13 protein-coding genes and 1 tRNA gene are annotated in these 16423 nt (G+C 48.7%); 11 read left to right on the forward strand and 3 right to left on the reverse strand.

Features of this window, described 5'->3' with window-relative positions; all coding sequences use genetic code 11:
- Nucleotides 1-127: 127 nt before the first annotated feature.
- The 8 genes from ACO0LN_RS00885 to ACO0LN_RS00920 all read left to right on the forward strand — a co-directional run bounded on the left by ACO0LN_RS00885 (nt 128) and on the right by ACO0LN_RS00920 (nt 9230).
- A complete protein-coding gene (locus ACO0LN_RS00885; protein WP_422970524.1) occupies nt 128-661 on the forward strand; it encodes a hypothetical protein in 534 nt (177 codons plus the stop codon).
- A gap of 142 nt (nt 662-803) precedes the next feature.
- A tRNA-His gene (locus ACO0LN_RS00890) sits at nt 804-879 on the forward strand.
- 409 nt (nt 880-1288) lie between these two features.
- A complete protein-coding gene (locus tag ACO0LN_RS00895) occupies nt 1289-2008 on the forward strand; it encodes a Crp/Fnr family transcriptional regulator (RefSeq protein ID WP_422970525.1) in 720 nt (239 codons plus the stop codon).
- A 222-nt stretch (nt 2009-2230) separates the two neighbouring features.
- Entirely contained in the window at nt 2231-3040 is an 810-nt protein-coding gene (locus tag ACO0LN_RS00900; protein WP_422970526.1) for a Crp/Fnr family transcriptional regulator, read from the forward strand.
- A gap of 370 nt (nt 3041-3410) precedes the next feature.
- On the forward strand, nt 3411-4211 hold the full coding sequence (locus ACO0LN_RS00905) for a Crp/Fnr family transcriptional regulator (RefSeq protein ID WP_422970527.1): 801 nt from the start codon (nt 3411-3413) through the stop codon (nt 4209-4211).
- 74 nt (nt 4212-4285) lie between these two features.
- Nucleotides 4286-7021 carry a PAS domain S-box protein gene (locus ACO0LN_RS00910; protein WP_422970528.1) on the forward strand — a complete coding sequence of 912 codons (2736 nt, stop codon included), beginning with the start codon at nt 4286-4288 and terminating at the stop codon, nt 7019-7021.
- Nucleotides 7022-7071: 50 nt separating this feature from the next.
- Complete coding sequence (locus ACO0LN_RS00915; RefSeq protein WP_422970529.1) at nt 7072-7896, forward strand: response regulator; 825 nt, start codon at nt 7072-7074, stop codon at nt 7894-7896.
- A gap of 44 nt (nt 7897-7940) precedes the next feature.
- Nucleotides 7941-9230, forward strand: a complete 1290-nt coding sequence (locus ACO0LN_RS00920; RefSeq protein WP_422970530.1) for an NRAMP family divalent metal transporter — start codon at nt 7941-7943, stop codon at nt 9228-9230.
- On the opposite strand, the gene ACO0LN_RS00925 is transcribed toward ACO0LN_RS00920, so the two are convergent.
- Both ACO0LN_RS00925 and ACO0LN_RS00930 read right to left on the reverse strand, forming a co-directional pair.
- Nucleotides 9224-9958: a tetratricopeptide repeat protein gene (locus ACO0LN_RS00925; RefSeq protein WP_422970531.1), complete on the reverse strand. Its 735-nt coding sequence runs from the start codon at nt 9956-9958 to the stop codon at nt 9224-9226. The genes ACO0LN_RS00920 and ACO0LN_RS00925 overlap by 7 nt on opposite strands.
- 82 nt (nt 9959-10040) lie before the next feature.
- Nucleotides 10041-12164: a bifunctional 2',3'-cyclic-nucleotide 2'-phosphodiesterase/3'-nucleotidase gene (locus ACO0LN_RS00930; protein ID WP_422970532.1), complete on the reverse strand. Its 2124-nt coding sequence runs from the start codon at nt 12162-12164 to the stop codon at nt 10041-10043.
- A gap of 358 nt (nt 12165-12522) precedes the next feature.
- On the opposite strand from ACO0LN_RS00930, the gene ACO0LN_RS00935 reads away from it, so the two are divergent.
- Nucleotides 12523-13482, forward strand: coding sequence for a patatin-like phospholipase family protein (locus tag ACO0LN_RS00935; RefSeq protein WP_422970533.1), 960 nt, complete (start codon nt 12523-12525; stop codon nt 13480-13482).
- Nucleotides 13483-13606: 124 nt separating this feature from the next.
- Here ACO0LN_RS00935 and ACO0LN_RS00940 read toward each other — a convergent pair whose 3' ends face one another.
- On the reverse strand, nt 13607-14089 hold the full coding sequence (locus ACO0LN_RS00940) for a C40 family peptidase (RefSeq protein ID WP_422970768.1): 483 nt from the start codon (nt 14087-14089) through the stop codon (nt 13607-13609).
- Nucleotides 14090-14491: 402 nt separating this feature from the next.
- Here ACO0LN_RS00940 and ACO0LN_RS00945 point away from each other — a divergent pair, with 402 nt between their 5' ends.
- Both ACO0LN_RS00945 and carA read left to right on the forward strand, forming a co-directional pair.
- A complete protein-coding gene (locus ACO0LN_RS00945) occupies nt 14492-14896 on the forward strand; it encodes a GlcG/HbpS family heme-binding protein (protein ID WP_422970534.1) in 405 nt (134 codons plus the stop codon).
- 368 nt (nt 14897-15264) lie between these two features.
- A complete protein-coding gene (gene carA, locus ACO0LN_RS00950) occupies nt 15265-16419 on the forward strand; it encodes a glutamine-hydrolyzing carbamoyl-phosphate synthase small subunit (protein WP_422970769.1) in 1155 nt (384 codons plus the stop codon).
- Nucleotides 16420-16423: the final 4 nt, after the last annotated feature.

Here is a 16423-nt window from a genome sequence, read left to right on the forward strand (position 1 = left end):
TCTTGTCGGAATATATTGATTATGTTTCATTGCACGCTCCTTCAACTCACTACCTCAGTGAGATTTCGCCTACGCATTTATTTGCGTGGGCTTTTTTATGCCCGCTACTTTTATTGGCAGGAATGATATGCATACTATCAACTTACGCAAAATAGCTTTATTCGCTTGTTTCACCCTGTTTGCCTCCTTCGCAAATGCAACGCCAGTCATGGAAGTGCGTCTGGATAGTTTACTCGCCAAAGCGGGGGAAATGAAGAAGGAACTGAACTTGAATGCCAATCAGCAATTGCTATGGCAGCAGACGGAAAGCAAGCTGACGTCCATGCAGCATCAGCGCGATGTCCGTCGTAATCGCCTGCAATCCGAGATGGAGTTGCGGCTGGAGCAAAGCAATATCGAATTGCGTGAGCTGAACCCGCAGATAGAGCAGGAAGAGCAAACTACATTGCAAGAAAACAAGCAAATGCGCGAGTTGGTACTGACCCTGAACGATGCGCTGGATGACAAGCAGCGTCAGACCCTGCAATTGTTTATCAATGCTTCCATGCGCGCCACCGCAGACGCGCCCAAGGCCAAGCGCCCGGATAGCGGCGAGGCCCCGCAGCGCAAAGGCGGTATGGGGCGCCAGCGCGAGGGTAGTGGCGGCGGAGGTAAATTCTGACAAATTTTCTACGCACCCAGCCTGGCAGAGCGGAAGTAGCAGGCATGTAAGTCTGTTTGCCGAGAATGCTATTGCCAGCAAGCCAAATTCCTCGTATAATGCGTAGCTCTCTTGCACTGCAATATTAGTGCGCGATACAGTGGTGGCCGTAGCTCAGTTGGTAGAGTCCAGGATTGTGATTCCTGTTGTCGTGGGTTCGAACCCCATCGGTCACCCCAGAATTTCGCTAAGTCAATCACACTTAGCTTCAAAAAGCCCGGTTAAATGCCGGGCTTTTTGTTTTGGCGCTGCGTATTGAATATTTGTGCTTTCTTATATCTTCATTATCGCCCCGCCGTTAATTCTTCAGTTAATACGGGCAGATTTCTGCTTGCCATAAGATGCAATGTCTCCGGATCTACGTCCGGTTTTCCTTGTCGCCAACATCTACAATCTTCCAGGCATATTTTGATGCATTGGCGCTTGTGGCGATGATTTAGCTAATATTTCGCTAAATCACTTATTCCAGACGGCATGTGTGCGCAAGCGCGCACAGAATTTTTACATGACGTGATAGGCTTGCGCTCCGCTATCCTGCTTTGTCTATGTGACAAAAGCTCTGATGGAATTTTAAGGCCAAAAACATTAATGCACACATCTCCCAGTCCTATGCAAAACCATCTGCTCGCGGCCTTGCCTGCTGCGGAGTTTGCGTCACTGTCTGCCGGACTTGAACTCATTTCTATGGCGGTTGGTGATGTCTTATATGAGTCTGGTGTGCGTCAACAGTTTGTGTATTTTCCTACCTCTGCCATTGTTTCATTGCTGTATGTATTAGAGGACGGCGTCTCAGCCGAGATTGCTGCTGTTGGCCATGAGGGTGTGGTCGGCATATCTCTCTTTATGGGGGGAGATACCACGCCAAACCGGGCGGTAGTGCAAAGCGCTGGTTTTGCTTATCGCCTCAAGGGGCAATTGCTAAAACAAGAGTTTGACCGCGCCGGCCCTTTGTTGAGAGTGCTGTTGCGCTATACGCAGGCTTTGATTACTCAAATGACGCAGACGGCCATTTGCAATCTGCATCACACGGTAGAGCAGCAATTATGCCGCTGGCTGTTGTTGAGTCTGGACAGGCTATCTTCAGAGTCGGTGAATATCACCCAGCAAAGAATTGCCAATGTACTGGGTGTGCGTCGTGAACGAGTGACAGAGGCCGCAGGCAATTTGCAGCGCGCAGGTTTGATTTGCTATAGCCGCGGTGAGATTATCGTACTGAACAGGCCAGGCTTGGAAAAAGTGGTTTGCGAATGTTATTTCGTCGTGCAAAAAGAATTTACACGACTCCTCACTTCCATTCCCTTTCAATAAACTTGATTTAGTCTACGTGTGATGTAATCTACTTGTTGAGGGCAGCCATATAGTCTGCAAAAGGGAGACTATTCTCTTGTTTGAACAATAAGTTGCTATTAATCGAACTTATATGCGCGATGGCGCACATACACCAGCCTCATACCTGCTACTCTGTGTATAGATAATCCAGTCTATACAATCCAAGCCGCTCCATCGAGTTGGCAGTTCAGAGCCCCACCCATGACCATTCCGCATAACCCTCTGCAAAATCACTTGCTCGCCTCTTTGCCGCAAGCAGAGTTTGATCGCATTGCCCAGCACCTCGAATTGGTGGAAATGCCACTCGGGCAGGCCTTGTATGAGGCTGGTGGTACCTTGAATTACGTCTATTTCCCAACTACCTCCATTGTTTCCTTGTTGTATGTGCTGGAAGGCGGTGCCTCCGCTGAAATAGCCATCGTCGGCCATGAGGGCATACTTGGTATTTCACTGTTCATGGGAGGTGAAACCACGCCCAGCCGCGCTGTGGTGCAATGTGCAGGTCATGGTTATCGCCTGCGAGCACAATTTTTGAAGGAGGAGTTTAATCGCGCTGGCCCCTTTTTGCGCCTCTTGCTGCGTTATACCCAGGCGCTGATTACGCAAATGACGCAGACCGCTGTCTGCAATCGCCATCACACCATAGAGCAGCAATTGTGCCGCTGGCTATTATTGAGTTTGGACCGCTTGCCTTCGGATTCTGTTTCCATGACCCAGGAGTTGATTGCCAATATGCTGGGCGTACGGCGCGAGGGCGTCACTGCAGCCGCTGGCAATATACAAAGACTAGGTCTGATACGGTACAGCCGTGGACGCATTGATGTAGTAGATCGCCCTGGGTTGGAAAAAGTAGTGTGCGAATGCTATGCGGTCGTGAAACTTGAATTTGATCGCCTGCTGGCAGACATACCACACGGCGATCCCTTGCATATTTTGGGGCAATCAGACCGACGCTCAATGCCGGCCCGTCCTGTTTCGTGGCAAGTTGGTCAGGAAAAAAAAGAAAATTAAATCCTTGATTGGATATGGATGCGCCAAATTGCGTTCTTATTCCAACAATTAGATATTTGAACAAAATGATCTCTGCATGACGTAATTTATATTGATTATTTTATGTACGCTAGCGCACGTAATTGCCGTCTAATACATGTCATACTCCGGCCTGATTTTCAAAAGTTGGAGTTGAATTCTTGCGCAAGTTAAATAAGCTGAGCATGCAGAAAGCTGCTGAGTTTTTTTTCGTCCTTTTTTCTATATGTGCGAAATCGAACAGACAGATTGGTGAGCAATTCTATAGGGTGAAAGTGGGAGCGCGCTGCGCAGATTTTTCTGGGGAGGCTTTGCGCTTAGCTTTTTATTCTACATTATCCGGGAATTTGATATGAACAGTCCGATAGACCCGAACCAGAATCATTTGCTTGGGGCATTGCTGGATACAGAATTTGATCGGCTTGCTCCTCATTTGGAGCTGGTGTCAATGTTGCTTGGTGACGTACTGTACGAGTCGGGTGGTAAGTTGCAGTATGTCTATTTCCCTGTTACGGCGATCGTTTCTCTCCATTATTTGTTAGAAAACGGTGGATCTTCAGAAATTGCCGGTGTTGGTAATGAGGGATTGGTAGGCGTTTCATTGTTCATGGGTGGCGATACTACGCCTAGTCGTGCGATAGTGCAGACTGGCGGGCTCGGCTATCGCTTGAAAGCCCATATTTTGATGGAAGAGTTTAATCGTGCCGGTCCTTTGCTGCGCTTATTGCTGCGCTATACCCAGGCACTGCTTACACAAATGTCGCAGACTGCAGTATGTAATCGTCACCACTCTGTCGAACAGCAATTATGCCGCTGGCTGTTGTTAACGCTGGATCGTATGTCAGGTAACGACCTTACCATCACGCAAGAGCTTATTGCCAATATGCTGGGTGTGCGGCGTGAGGGCGTTACTGAAGCAGCAGGTAAATTACAAAACTATGGTTTTATCAGTTATCGCCGCGGACATATAACCGTCATTGACAGACTCGGACTGGAAGATCATGTCTGTGAGTGTTATGGCGTAGTAAAAAAAGAATTTGCCCGACTCTTGTCTGATGCTCCGCAGAGACAGGGTAAAGACCTATCTGTTGCGCCAGTCGCCGTTGTGAGGAAAACCGGTTATATCCATGGAAGCATTCAGGGCAGCTTGTAAAGCAGTGTAAGTTGGCAAATGTTGGCTTGAATTTCAAAATTTATTGAAGGGTTGCTGTGAATAAGAAAAAATACATGAAGGCAATCTCAGTAGAGCGTCTCACCTTGATAGGCTTTGGTATTGCCTTGCTCGCGTTGTTGATGATAGGCGGCATAGCATGGAATATTGCAGTGCCGTTTGACGCATTAAAGTCTATAGACCATACCCGCAAAGTAATTGACGACCTTAGTGAATTGGGTGTCAAACTGTCAGAAGCGGAAAATGGACAAAAAGCCTATTTTTTGACCAGGGAAGAAAGTTTCCTCAGTCAGCGGAATCAAAGGCTCAATGACATGCAGGTTGCCATCCAGCATTTACGTGCATTGACACTGGATAACGCCCAGCAACTGACGCGTATTCAGCAATTGCAAAAGGCAGTTGATGAGAGAGCGTCCCACATGCAAGAAAGCCAGAAACAATTTGAGGCACTCGGCTTTCCGGGGACTCGGGTTTTGTTTAATACTGGCTTGCTCGCTTCAGCAAAAATACAAAATATTCTCGCTGATGCGATTTTGGATGAGCAGGTTTTGCTTGAAGACCGCAAATTGAATGCAGCATTTCGCATCAAATTGGTCGTTGGCACAGTCGGCTTCTTACTGGTGTTCTTATTATTGTGGGCGTTGCAGATACGACGTGCCAATTTAGGACGGTTGGCTGGAGAGCAAACCTCGGTCAAAGTACGTGAAGTACTGCTTAAGATGGGGGCATTGCAGGATGCAATTTTTAATAGCCCGAATTTTTCCATTATTGCGACCGATGCACAGGGTTTGATACAGATTTTTAATGTCGGTGCTGAACGTATGCTGGGCTATGACGCTGCCGATGTCGTCAACCTGATCAGCCCTGCTGATATTTCTGATTCTGAAGAGCTCGCCGCGAAAGCGGCTGCGCTGAGTGCAGAATTCAATACTCCTGTTGCCCCGGGTTTTGATGCCTTGATCTTCAAGGCTATGCGTAATCTGGAAGACATTTATGAGCTAACCTATATCCGTCGGGACGGTAGCCGTTTGCAGGCTATCGTTTCGGTTGCTGTGTTACGGGATGCGCATGGAGTAGTCATAGGCTGTCTTTTGATAGGTACAGATAATACTGCACGCAAGCAAGTAGAAGCCGAGCAGGCTTTGCTGGGTCAGCGCTTACGTGACCAACAGTTTTATACGAGATCGTTAATTGAAGCAAACATCGACGCTCTCATTACCACGGACTTGAATGGCATCATCAGTGACGTCAATCACCAGATGGAAGAGATCACAGGATGCACTCGTGATGAATTGATCGGTGCGCCATTTAAAAATTATTTTACCGAACCGGCAGCAGCAGAACTGGCGATGAAGCGGGCGCTTCAAACTGGCAAAGTAAGTAATTTTGAACTGACCGCCATAGCAAAAGACGGCAAGGAAACGGAAGTTTCCTACAATGCCAGCACTATTTATGACCGTGAGCGCAGGTTGCAGGGTGTATTTGCATCAGCCCGTGATGTTACTGAATATAAATTATTCGAGCAAAGACTGCAGAATAATAATATAGAGCTGGAATTGGCCAAGGCGATTGCTGAAAAAGCGAATCTGGCCAAGTCAGAATTCTTATCCAGCATGAGTCATGAGCTGCGTACGCCATTGAATGCCGTGCTGGGTTTTGCGCAATTGATGGCATCAGATACGCCGCCACCATCGGAAAATCAAAAATTATCGATAGACCAGATATTGCAAGCCGGTTGGTATTTGCTGCGATTGATCAATGAAATTCTTGATCTGGCAATGATAGAGTCAGGCAAGGTGAGTATTTCAAAAGAATCCATCTTGCTTTCCGATGTTTTATTGGATTGTCAGGCGATGATAGAACCGCAAGCGCAGACTCGCGGTATAAAGATGATTTTTCCTGCCATGGATATACCGTTGTATGTGTTCGCTGACCGCACCAGGCTTAAGCAAGTAATGGTAAATTTGCTGTCTAATGCGATTAAGTATAACCAGCAAGAAGGATCAGTAACTGTCGAATATGTTGTTCGTGCCGAGAGCCGTATCCGTATCAGTGTCAGGGACGTAGGCAAGGGCTTGTCACCTGAACAGGTTGGGCAATTATTTCAGCCTTTTAATCGCCTCGGGCAGGACGCCGGTAATGAAGAGGGTACTGGTATCGGTTTGGTGGTGACCAAGCAGTTGGTCGAACTCATGGGGGGAGTAATTGGTGTTGAAAGCAATGTTGGTGTCGGCAGTGTATTTTGGGTAGATCTTTCCTTGGCCTCGGCACCAGCTTTGCACGAGGACGGATTGGCAGATATTCCAAATGTTCAGTTGATTGCTCAACCATCTGAAGGCGCATTGCCCAAACGTAGTCTTTTGTATGTGGAAGATAATCCAGCCAACCTGGCACTGGTTGAGCAATTGATTGCCCGTCGTAGCGATCTCAGGCTTTTGACTGCTGTAGATGCGCATCTTGGGATAGCCACAGCTCAGTCATGCAAACCAGATGTGATTTTGATGGATATTAATTTACCTGGCCTCAGCGGTTTTGGTGCGCTCAAAATTTTGGCTAATGATCCATTGACAGCGCATATACCTGTCATGGCGTTGTCCGCCAATGCCATGCCTCGTGATATAGAAAAAGGTTTGGATGCAGGATTTTTCAGATATCTTACCAAGCCTATCAAGGTGAACGAATTTATGGATGCGCTTGATCTGGCATTGCATCACGCTAAAGAGCATGGCCTGAGTGGCAAGAAGGTCGAACTTGAGTCTAGTCGCAAAAGAAACGAAGTTGAGCTGAACTAAAAATTTAATGAAACCTGGTATTACAGCACGAACGATTTTGAAAGAATGAAATGCTTGAAGCAGTCGAAATTCTCAAGGCCAGCATCCTGATCGTCGATGATCAAAAGGCTAATGTGATGTTACTGGAGCAAATGCTGCGTAACATAGGCTACACCAATATCACCACGACCATGGATGCGCGTACTGTTTGCGCCCTGCATATAGAACACAACTATGACCTGATATTGCTGGACTTGCAGATGCCCGGCATGGATGGTTTTGAAGTCATGGAAGAATTAAAAAATATCGCCGCAGATGCCTATTTACCGGTACTGGTGATTACTGCCCAGCCAGGACATAAGCTGCGTGCCCTGAAGGCAGGCGCCAAGGATTTTGTCAGCAAGCCTTTTGACCTGCAGGAAGTGCAAACGCGCATACACAATATGCTGGAAGTGCGCTTGTTGTATCAGCAACTGGATAATTACAATAAGCGGCTGGAGCAAACTGTGCTGGAGCGAACTGCGGAGTTACGCGCCAGCGAAGCACGCTTTAAAAGTTTTACCCAACTCTCATCTGACTGGTATTGGGAGCAAGATCAGTTTGGCAATTTCACCAGTGTATCCGGGCCGGTATTTGAAATGCTGGGCATACAGGCAGAAGACTTGCTGGGCAACGCGCCCAGTATTGGCATGGAGGGCTGGGACGTGGATGAGCGCGAACAGCTTGAAGACAATATCGCGAATCGTCGCCCATTCCTGGATTTTATTTATCGGCGCCGCAAACAGGATGGCACGATACAATACCTGCAGGTCAGTGGCGAACCCTTCTTCGACTCGGCTAGCCGTTTCGCCGGATACCGGGGTGTGGGTATGGATGTGACCCACCGAAGATCGTAAGGCAAAGCTTCATCACTCTCATTTGAAAAGACCAGTATTGGAATATGAATAAACTGACTTCAGATGCGTCAATAAATTCCAAAGAATCTTCCTTGTTGCAAAAACTGGGACCTGGCCTGATCACTGGTGCAGCTGACGATGACCCTAGCGGTATCGCCACTTATTCGCAGGCGGGTGCGCAATTCGGCTTTAATATGTTGTGGACGGTCTTGTTTACCTATCCCTTGATGGTAGGGATACAGGTAGTCAGTGCCCTCATAGGCAGGGTCAGTGGACATGGGCTTGCCACCAATATTCGCCGTCATTACCCTACATGGTTATTGTATGCCGTGGTCGGCCTTTTGCTTGTTGCCAATACTATCAATATTGCTGCCGATATTTCTGCCATGGGTGAGGCATTGAAGTTGCTCATAGGCGGCAAAGCGCACCTGTATGCCATAGGCTTTGGCGTATTGTCTTTGCTGCTGCAGGTGTTTATTTCTTATCAGCGTTATGTGCGGTTTTTAAAGTGGCTGACAATGGCTTTGCTGGCGTATGTTGCCACTGTCTTTGTCGTGCATACGCCTTGGGCAGATGTTGCTATCAGTGCCATCATGCCGCAGTTATCGCTGAAAAAAGAATACATCACAACGGTAGTCGCCTTGTTTGGCACTACTATCAGCCCCTATCTGTTTTTCTGGCAAGCCTCACAAGAAGTAGAGGAAATGCGCGCTGATCCTCAGGCGCGCCCATTGATCCACGCACCTGAACAGGCAGCAGCCAATCTGAAGCGCATCAAGCTCGATACTTATATAGGGATGGCATTTTCCAACCTGGTGGCGTTCTTCATTATTCTGACGACAGCTGTTACCCTGAATTTGCATGGTGTCACCGATATCCAGACGTCTGCGCAGGCCGCTTTGGCCTTGCGGCCCATTGTTGGTGACTTCGCCTTCATGTTGTTTAGCGCGGGCATCATCGGTACGGGTTTGCTGGCAATACCTGTGTTGGCTGGTTCGTCTGCCTATGCGATGGCAGGTGCTTTCAAGTGGAAAAACAGCCTGGAAAATACAGCCACGCAAGCCTGGCAGTTTTACGCCATCATTGCCTTGTCGACTGTCATTGGCATCGGCTTGGGTTTCACTGCGATTGACCCTATCAAGGCCTTGTACTGGAGTGCCGTCATCAACGGTGTGATTTCCGTCCCCATTATGGTAGTCATGATGTTGATGGCGGCAAGAAGCGACATCATGGGTAAATTTGTGATTACCCGCAGGCTGAAGATATTAGGCTGGCTGGCCACTGGCATGATGGCGCTTGCAGTTGTGTCCATGCTGGCGACGTTTTTTTATTGATATCTGTTCCAGCGCATGAGGCGTTCATCCGAGGCTTCCTTGATCAGGTGCCTGGCTTTTAACGGATCTTTTTCCACATGCTTGCTGCCGCTTTCCAGTTCCATGGCCAGGGCCTGGATGGCGACGGGGTATTCAAGCTCCGCAGATTCTTCCAGCCATTTTCTGGCCAATGGCTGATCCTGCTTGACGCCTTCACCGGCTGCATAGGCGTTCGATAGCAAGAACATGGCCTGTGCATTGCCTTGCTCACTCCCTTTTTTCAGCCATTTGACAGATAAGGCGAGATCTTGCGGTATGCCCTGGCCATATTTGGCCATGCGTGCCAGCATGAAGCTGGCCTTGCCATAAGCATTATTGGCTGCAAGCTCATACCATTTCCAGGCTTGCGACTCATTTTTTGTCAATCCCAGGCGGCCTTTGTAATTGGCTTCTGCCAGTTGAAACTGTGCTTCAGCGTCACCATGCTGATTTTTTGCGGCGCGTTCCAGCCACAGCAAAGCCTGGGCTTGTTGCTCAGGATGTATTGCATATGCCAGACCCAGTTCGCGCTGGGCTACTGCATTGCCAGCATTTGCCCATTTTTGCAGAGCAGCGATGGCGGAGGGCAGTTGTGCGTGCAAAGCCTGTATGCCGGCAGATTCAATTTCTGCCGTAGTTGGTACTGGTGCGCAGGCACATAGACTGCATATCAATGCCAGGCTTGCACTGATTCTTAATTTGTGGAGCATATCGTTATCATGGGTAGGCACGCACTTCAGTTTGAAGTGCGTGCTTATTTTTTGCTAAACTTTTTGCCAAATTTCAGCGTGTTTACTTGCTTAAATCTATCGCATATTTGGCAAAGCCGCTGGCATCCAGGGCACCCTCAGATTTGACGCGGCTCAGGCCCAGGGCTTGTGCAACCGAAATCTTGCCTGGCGCAGAGCGCAAAATCACCGGTCCCTTGGTCGTTACTTTGACAAAACTCCAGCTTTGGCCTGTGCCATTGGCGGCGCTGGTGATCTTGCCTTGTTTTTTGACGAAATTGCTCACCACAGCCTGATTGGCGTCTGGCGATTTGATAATGGTCTTGCTGCCATCAATACCAGGGAAATTACCGCCGCCACCTGCACGGTAGTCATTCGTCGCAACGATAAAGTCATCATTGTCGCCTATGGCCTTGCCAGCATACGTCAAGTTGACAATGCGCTTGCCTGCTGGCTGGGTAACATCTATCTGGTAGATCAGTGCATTATTGTCTGCATAAAACACATCATAGTTATAGATGGTTGAATAAGACGGTACCAGGTCTTGCTCTGTCGTCAGGGCAGGGTCGATCTGGCCGAATTGTTTTGCCGCAGTTTCCAGCCAGTTCTTCAAGTCAGAGCCCTTGATTTTAACGGCTTGCAGATTGTTATTGCCATACAGGTAAAGATCACCTGGGTTGCGTACTTGCAAACCAAATGGTGATGCTGGGCTGGCGCCTGGTGCAACGTCCGTAAAGTCTGTTGGTCCGTTGCGGCCTGCCTTGAATGGCGCGCTGCATGAAATGACGGGGATGGATTTGTAGCTGGCTATCGTCGCATCATTTGAAGTGGCGATGAAGTTTTTTACGTAATCGATTTGCGCCTGATTGACGATTTGTATGGCAGAAACATCGCCGACCAGAGAAAAGTAGGCGGACATTTCAAAGTCTGTGGTCGTGCCCAGTGCTTGTGTTGCGTAGTTGATGGTGGCTTTGTGTTCAGTATCAACCAGGGAGGCGATGGAAGCATCTGCATCAACGATATTGGTGCCATCTTTATATTTGAAGCCGCGCGCTTCTACATTGGTCAGGTCTTTTTGCACTACCCATTTGCCACTCTGGTATTTGAGTGTCATTTGTATGATGCCCAGACGACGGCCCCAGCTTTGCGCCATGACGGCTGGCACGCCATTCACCAAACCTTTTTTTGTATCGACAATCGCAGAGGGCAGGGCAGCCAGCGAAGCATCTATGGCAGGTGCGCCAGTCTCTTTTGGTGCCGGGAAAATCAAGTGGGCGTGACCCAGCATCAGCGCATCAATGCCGGTTGTGCTCAGGTGCAGGCTACCGTTTTCCATTTTTGGACTATATGGCGACGCATCCAGACCGCCGTGGGACAGGGCAACGACCAGGTCTGCGCCTTTTGCACGCAGCTCAGGTACATATTTGTTGGCAGATTCTTGTACGCCATTGACGACGACTTTACCAGCAAGGGATTTTTGATCCCAGTCCATGATTTGTGGTGGCACAAAACCCATGATGCCAACATTGAGTTTGACATTCATGCTGCTGCCATCTGGCTTGGTAGCAGTAAATTGTTTGTTGATGATGGATGTGGGATTGAAGATAGGTTTCTGGCTGGTGGCACCGACAACATTCGATAAAACCAGTGGGAAGTTGGGGGCGCCACAAGTGCCAGCTTTGCTGACATCAGGCAAACCAAAATCGGTATTGGTGATCTGGCTCAAAAAGCCCAGGCCATAATTGAACTCATGATTACCCAAGCCGGCACCATCATATTTCAAGGCATTCATGACCTTATAGATGGCCAGTGTGCCGCTGCAGGTGACGGGGGCAGCCAGCGCCTGGTAATCGCCGAGCAAAGTTCCTTGTATGACATCGCCGTCGTCGAGCAAAATGTTATTGGGGTTTTCTGCGCGCGCTTCATTGATCAGCGTTGCCGTTCTTTCCAGACCCAGGCTGGTGTCGGCTTTCAGGCCGTAGTAATCGTAGCTGAGTATGTTTTGATGAATATCCGTGGTTTCCAGCAAGGCCAGTTTGACGATGGTTCCCTCAGGGATGCTGTTGGGATCGACAACAGGAGTCACATTGGTTGTGGTGGCAGGATTGCTGCTGCCGCAGCCTGCCAGGGCAATAGCTACCAGTGCCGCGATAGGAGTGAGTGGCGGTAACCAGGAAATTTTTTTCATAAAATCTTTCAAGAGTAGCTTCAAACATCAAATGTTTAACGAATTGCGTCTCCGCAAGCTGCGGGACTTTCCGGATAATTGGGTCGGTAATTAAGCGACAAGTGCTGGATTATCAATACTAATTATTTCTATGGCATGACATATGGATATGCAAATGCTGTGTATCATGATTATGTGATGTTGGATTTGTTGAGTGATTAACTAAATCGTTGGCATGTGGAGAGTGAGGTGCTTGATTCAGCAGTTTTTTTCGGCATGCCCGGTGCTATGGCTCTTTTAGAAATATAATCACGCACCCGCAAAAAAAACCCGCTCGCCGGAACTTGCACCTTATTTACTGTTGGAACCTAGAAATCACATGTCGCGTATATTTTTCCGTCCATCAGCTTTGGCTGCTGGTAAAAACTCTGTTCTTGCCCGTCTCGCCTTGCCAGTCATGCTGGCATTTGGCTTGTCTGCCTGCAATACTTCACCACAACAGGCGACACCTGCCGTGACCCCCGCCATTCCTGTAGCCAAGACACTCAAGCCCATACGCATAGGCCTGGCGCTTGGCGGTGGTGCTGCACGTGGGTTTGCCCATATAGGCGTCATCAAGGCGCTGGAATCGCAAGGCATTAATCCTGACGTTGTGGTCGGCACCAGTGCTGGCAGCGTGGTCGGGGCCATGTATGCTGCTGGGAATAATGGCTTTGCCCTGCAAAAAATGGCTTTGGATATGGATGAAGTGACCATCTCTGACTGGTCCCTGCCTTTGTTTTCCAAGTCCAGTGGTGTATTGAAGGGGGATGCCCTGCAAGCCTATGTGAATCGTCTGGTGGTGCAGGCTCCGATAGAAAAACTGCGTAAGCCATTTGGTGCTGTGGCGACCGACCTGGCAACTGGCCATGCGGTGCTTTTCCAGCGCGGTAATACTGGTGCCGCAGTGCGTGCTTCATCGGCTGTGCCTGGTGTGTTTCAACCGGTGAAAATCAATGATCGCCTGTACGTCGATGGTGGTCTGGTATCACCGGTGCCAGTGCGTTTTGCCCGCGAAATGGGGGCTGACCTGGTAATTGCAGTGAATATTTCTTCCCCGCCTGAGCCGCTGGTTTCCAATGCGACCCTCGATGTGTTACTGCAAACCGTAGCCATCATGGGGCAGAGCATCAATCAGTTTGAATTGAAGCAAGCTGAGATAGTGATACGTCCGGAATTGCCGGGTATGAAGGGTAACGATTTTAATGGCCGCAATCTGGCTATCCTGGCAGGTGAGAAAGCTGCAATGGCGATGATGCCGGAGATTAAGCAAAAAATTAAAGCAATGCAGGAGCGCTGATCTTACTGATGGCTAGTAATCTAAGGCAGGGCATTATTGCTCTGCCTTTGTTTTTTTGAGGGTGGGGAAGTGTGCGGTAAGTGCGGGTTTAGGTTGTCTTTGAGCTAAATAATTTATTTACAGCTTATTTCGCGTCATCATCGTTGATGCGACGGGCACCATTGAAGCGTTTTTTCCAGTAAGCGATGTCCATGCTTTCTACTCTGACCTGGCCACCTGCTGAAGGGGAATGGATGAATTTGTTGTCACCCAGATAAATGCCCACATGAGAAAAGCCGCGTTTAAGCGTGTTATAAAAAACCAGATCGCCGGGTTGCAAGTCTTTTTGCTCTACGTGTTCGCCTACTTTACTGATTTCTGCTGAGGTGCGCGGCAAATTGGCAGCGACCACATCCTTGAATACATACCTGACAAAACCACTGCAATCGAGACCATTTTCCGGGGAATTGCCACCGCGCTTGTAACGTATGCCCATCAAATCCATGGCCTTGACTGTCAGGTCAGATGCGCGTTGCTTGATTTCCTGCAGTTTGGTGTAAGCGGTCGATGATTCGGGGAAGGGATTGTCTGCACTCCAGGCTGGGTTGGCCGCTGCGGCAAGCAGCATAGTCGAGATAAGCACTAACTTGGCTTTCCTTGAAAGTCTGGAAACGGTTATTAGCATCTTTGCACCTGGTTGGAAAAACGGCTCAACTGTAAGCGAACTCTGAAAAAATGTAAACTATTTGGGATACCTTTCTGAGTAACAATAAGTTTCAGCCATTCAATTGAAATAAAGACAATGCAGGTGAGCGTAGGCATGGGTTTGTGTAAATTTTAATTTCCGGGTGTGGTTGAGCGGGCTGAATGAGTAGATCAAATGAGTGGGGCGAATGAGTTGCCTGATCAGACTCAATAGTCAAACTTGTTAGAACTTGTTAATCGAGCCCGCTAAATTGGTAAAAACTGTTTGTATACCTAAGCGCAATTGCTTGGCGTACAATCCGCTGACTTTAATGGAGAGGTATTTATGCAAACAAAACCTGTGATGACATTGGATGATGTCAAAAAAATTGCTGCTGCTGCCGAGGCAGAAGCCAAAGCCAATAACTGGCCTGTCGTGATCGCTATTGTGGATGACGGCGGCCATTTGATGTGGTTGCAGCGTCTGGATGGTGTTGCCCCAATTTCTGCGCAAATTGCCCCTGCAAAAGCGACTACTGCTGCGCTGGGCAAGCGTGAATCAAAAATCTATGAAGATATTATCAATAATGGTCGTTATTCTTTCCTGAGTGCGCCTCTGGAAGGTATGCTCGAGGGCGGTGTGCCAATTATTGTTGATGGTCAATGCGTTGGTGCGGTCGGTGTTTCTGGTGTTAAATCGGCAGAAGACGCGCAAATCGCCAAAGCGGGCATTGCTGCGCTGGGCCTTTAATTCAAATACGATTCAAATACGATTCAGCTGTGATTCAAAATATTCAAATTGAATAACACATTCTTTTTTATGGGATTGCGCGCAAGATAGTTTTCAGAAATTCATTGCTGAATAATTAGCGAACGCTCGTACACTATTGAGTTTGCAAGCAATTTCACGGCCTGTCAGGCATTTCGTATTTGCCTGATGGGCCGTTTCGCGCTATAATTCGAGGGTTTAACTAATCCGAAATCTCGCCGTAGCGCCTACCCAAATTCACATCGCTCCATCATCTTTCCAGGTCACGCGGCAATTCTTGCGCGGCCAGGGAAACGACAGCTTGGGGCGTCGCAGCGGCGGTAACAATACAGGAGTTGCCCTTGCTGCCCATTCCGCAGTCCCTTCTTCGTTCCGGCCAGGACACCGCGATACTTGCCCTCGCCGATGGAAGCATTTTCACTGGATATTCGATTGGCGCTGCCGGTCAAACCATAGGTGAAGTTGTCTTCAATACCTCAATGACTGGTTATCAGGAAATTCTGACTGACCCCAGTTATAGTTCCCAAATAGTTACCCTGACATATCCGCATATTGGTAATACTGGCGTCAATGCCGAAGACGTAGAGTCTGACAAAATCCATGCAGCTGGTTTGATTATTAAAGACCTGCCTTTGCTGGTATCGAATTTCCGCTCTGAACAAACCCTCTCTGATTACCTCAAATCCCAAAACATCGTTGCTATTGCCGGTATTGATACCCGCAAGCTGACACGTATTTTGCGTGAAAAAGGTGCGCAGGGCGGTGCTATCCTGGTAGGTGCTGATGCTGAAAAAGCCATCGCACTGGCCAAGTCTTTCCCTGGTCTGTCTGGCATGGATCTGGCAAAGGTCGTATCCGTCAAGCAGGCTTATGAATGGACTGAGGCCGAATGGGTGCTGGGCCAGGGTTATGGTCAGTTGCAAAATCCGAAATTCCATGTCGTCGCTTTCGACTTTGGCGTCAAGCGTAATATCCTGCGCATGCTGGCCGAGCGTGGTTGCAAGGTTACGGTATTGCCTGCGCAATCCAGCGCTGCCGATGTGCTGGCACTGAACCCGGATGGCGTGTTTTTGTCGAATGGTCCTGGCGACCCTGAGCCTTGCGATTACGCGATTGCTGCCGCGAAGGAATTGATAGAGAAGGGCATTCCTACCTTTGGTATCTGCCTCGGTCATCAAATCATGGCGCTGGCATCCGGTGCTAAAACCCTCAAGATGAAATTTGGCCACCACGGCGCCAACCATCCTGTGCAGGATCTCGATACCAAGCAGGTATTGATCACTTCCCAAAACCACGGTTTCGCAGTTGATGCTGCAACTTTGCCAGCCAATTGCCGCGTCACCCACGTGTCTTTGTTTGATGGCTCGCTGCAAGGTTTTGCGCGTACTGATAAACCAGCTTTCTGCTTCCAGGGTCACCCTGAAGCCTCACCAGGTCCGCATGATATTGCCTACCTGTTTGACCGCTTCACCGCGATGATGGCCAAGGCAAAGACAGGAGAATAAGAGA

It is taken from the genome of Undibacterium sp. TC9W (assembly GCF_049339865.1).
GTDB lineage: Bacteria > Pseudomonadota > Gammaproteobacteria > Burkholderiales > Burkholderiaceae_D > Undibacterium.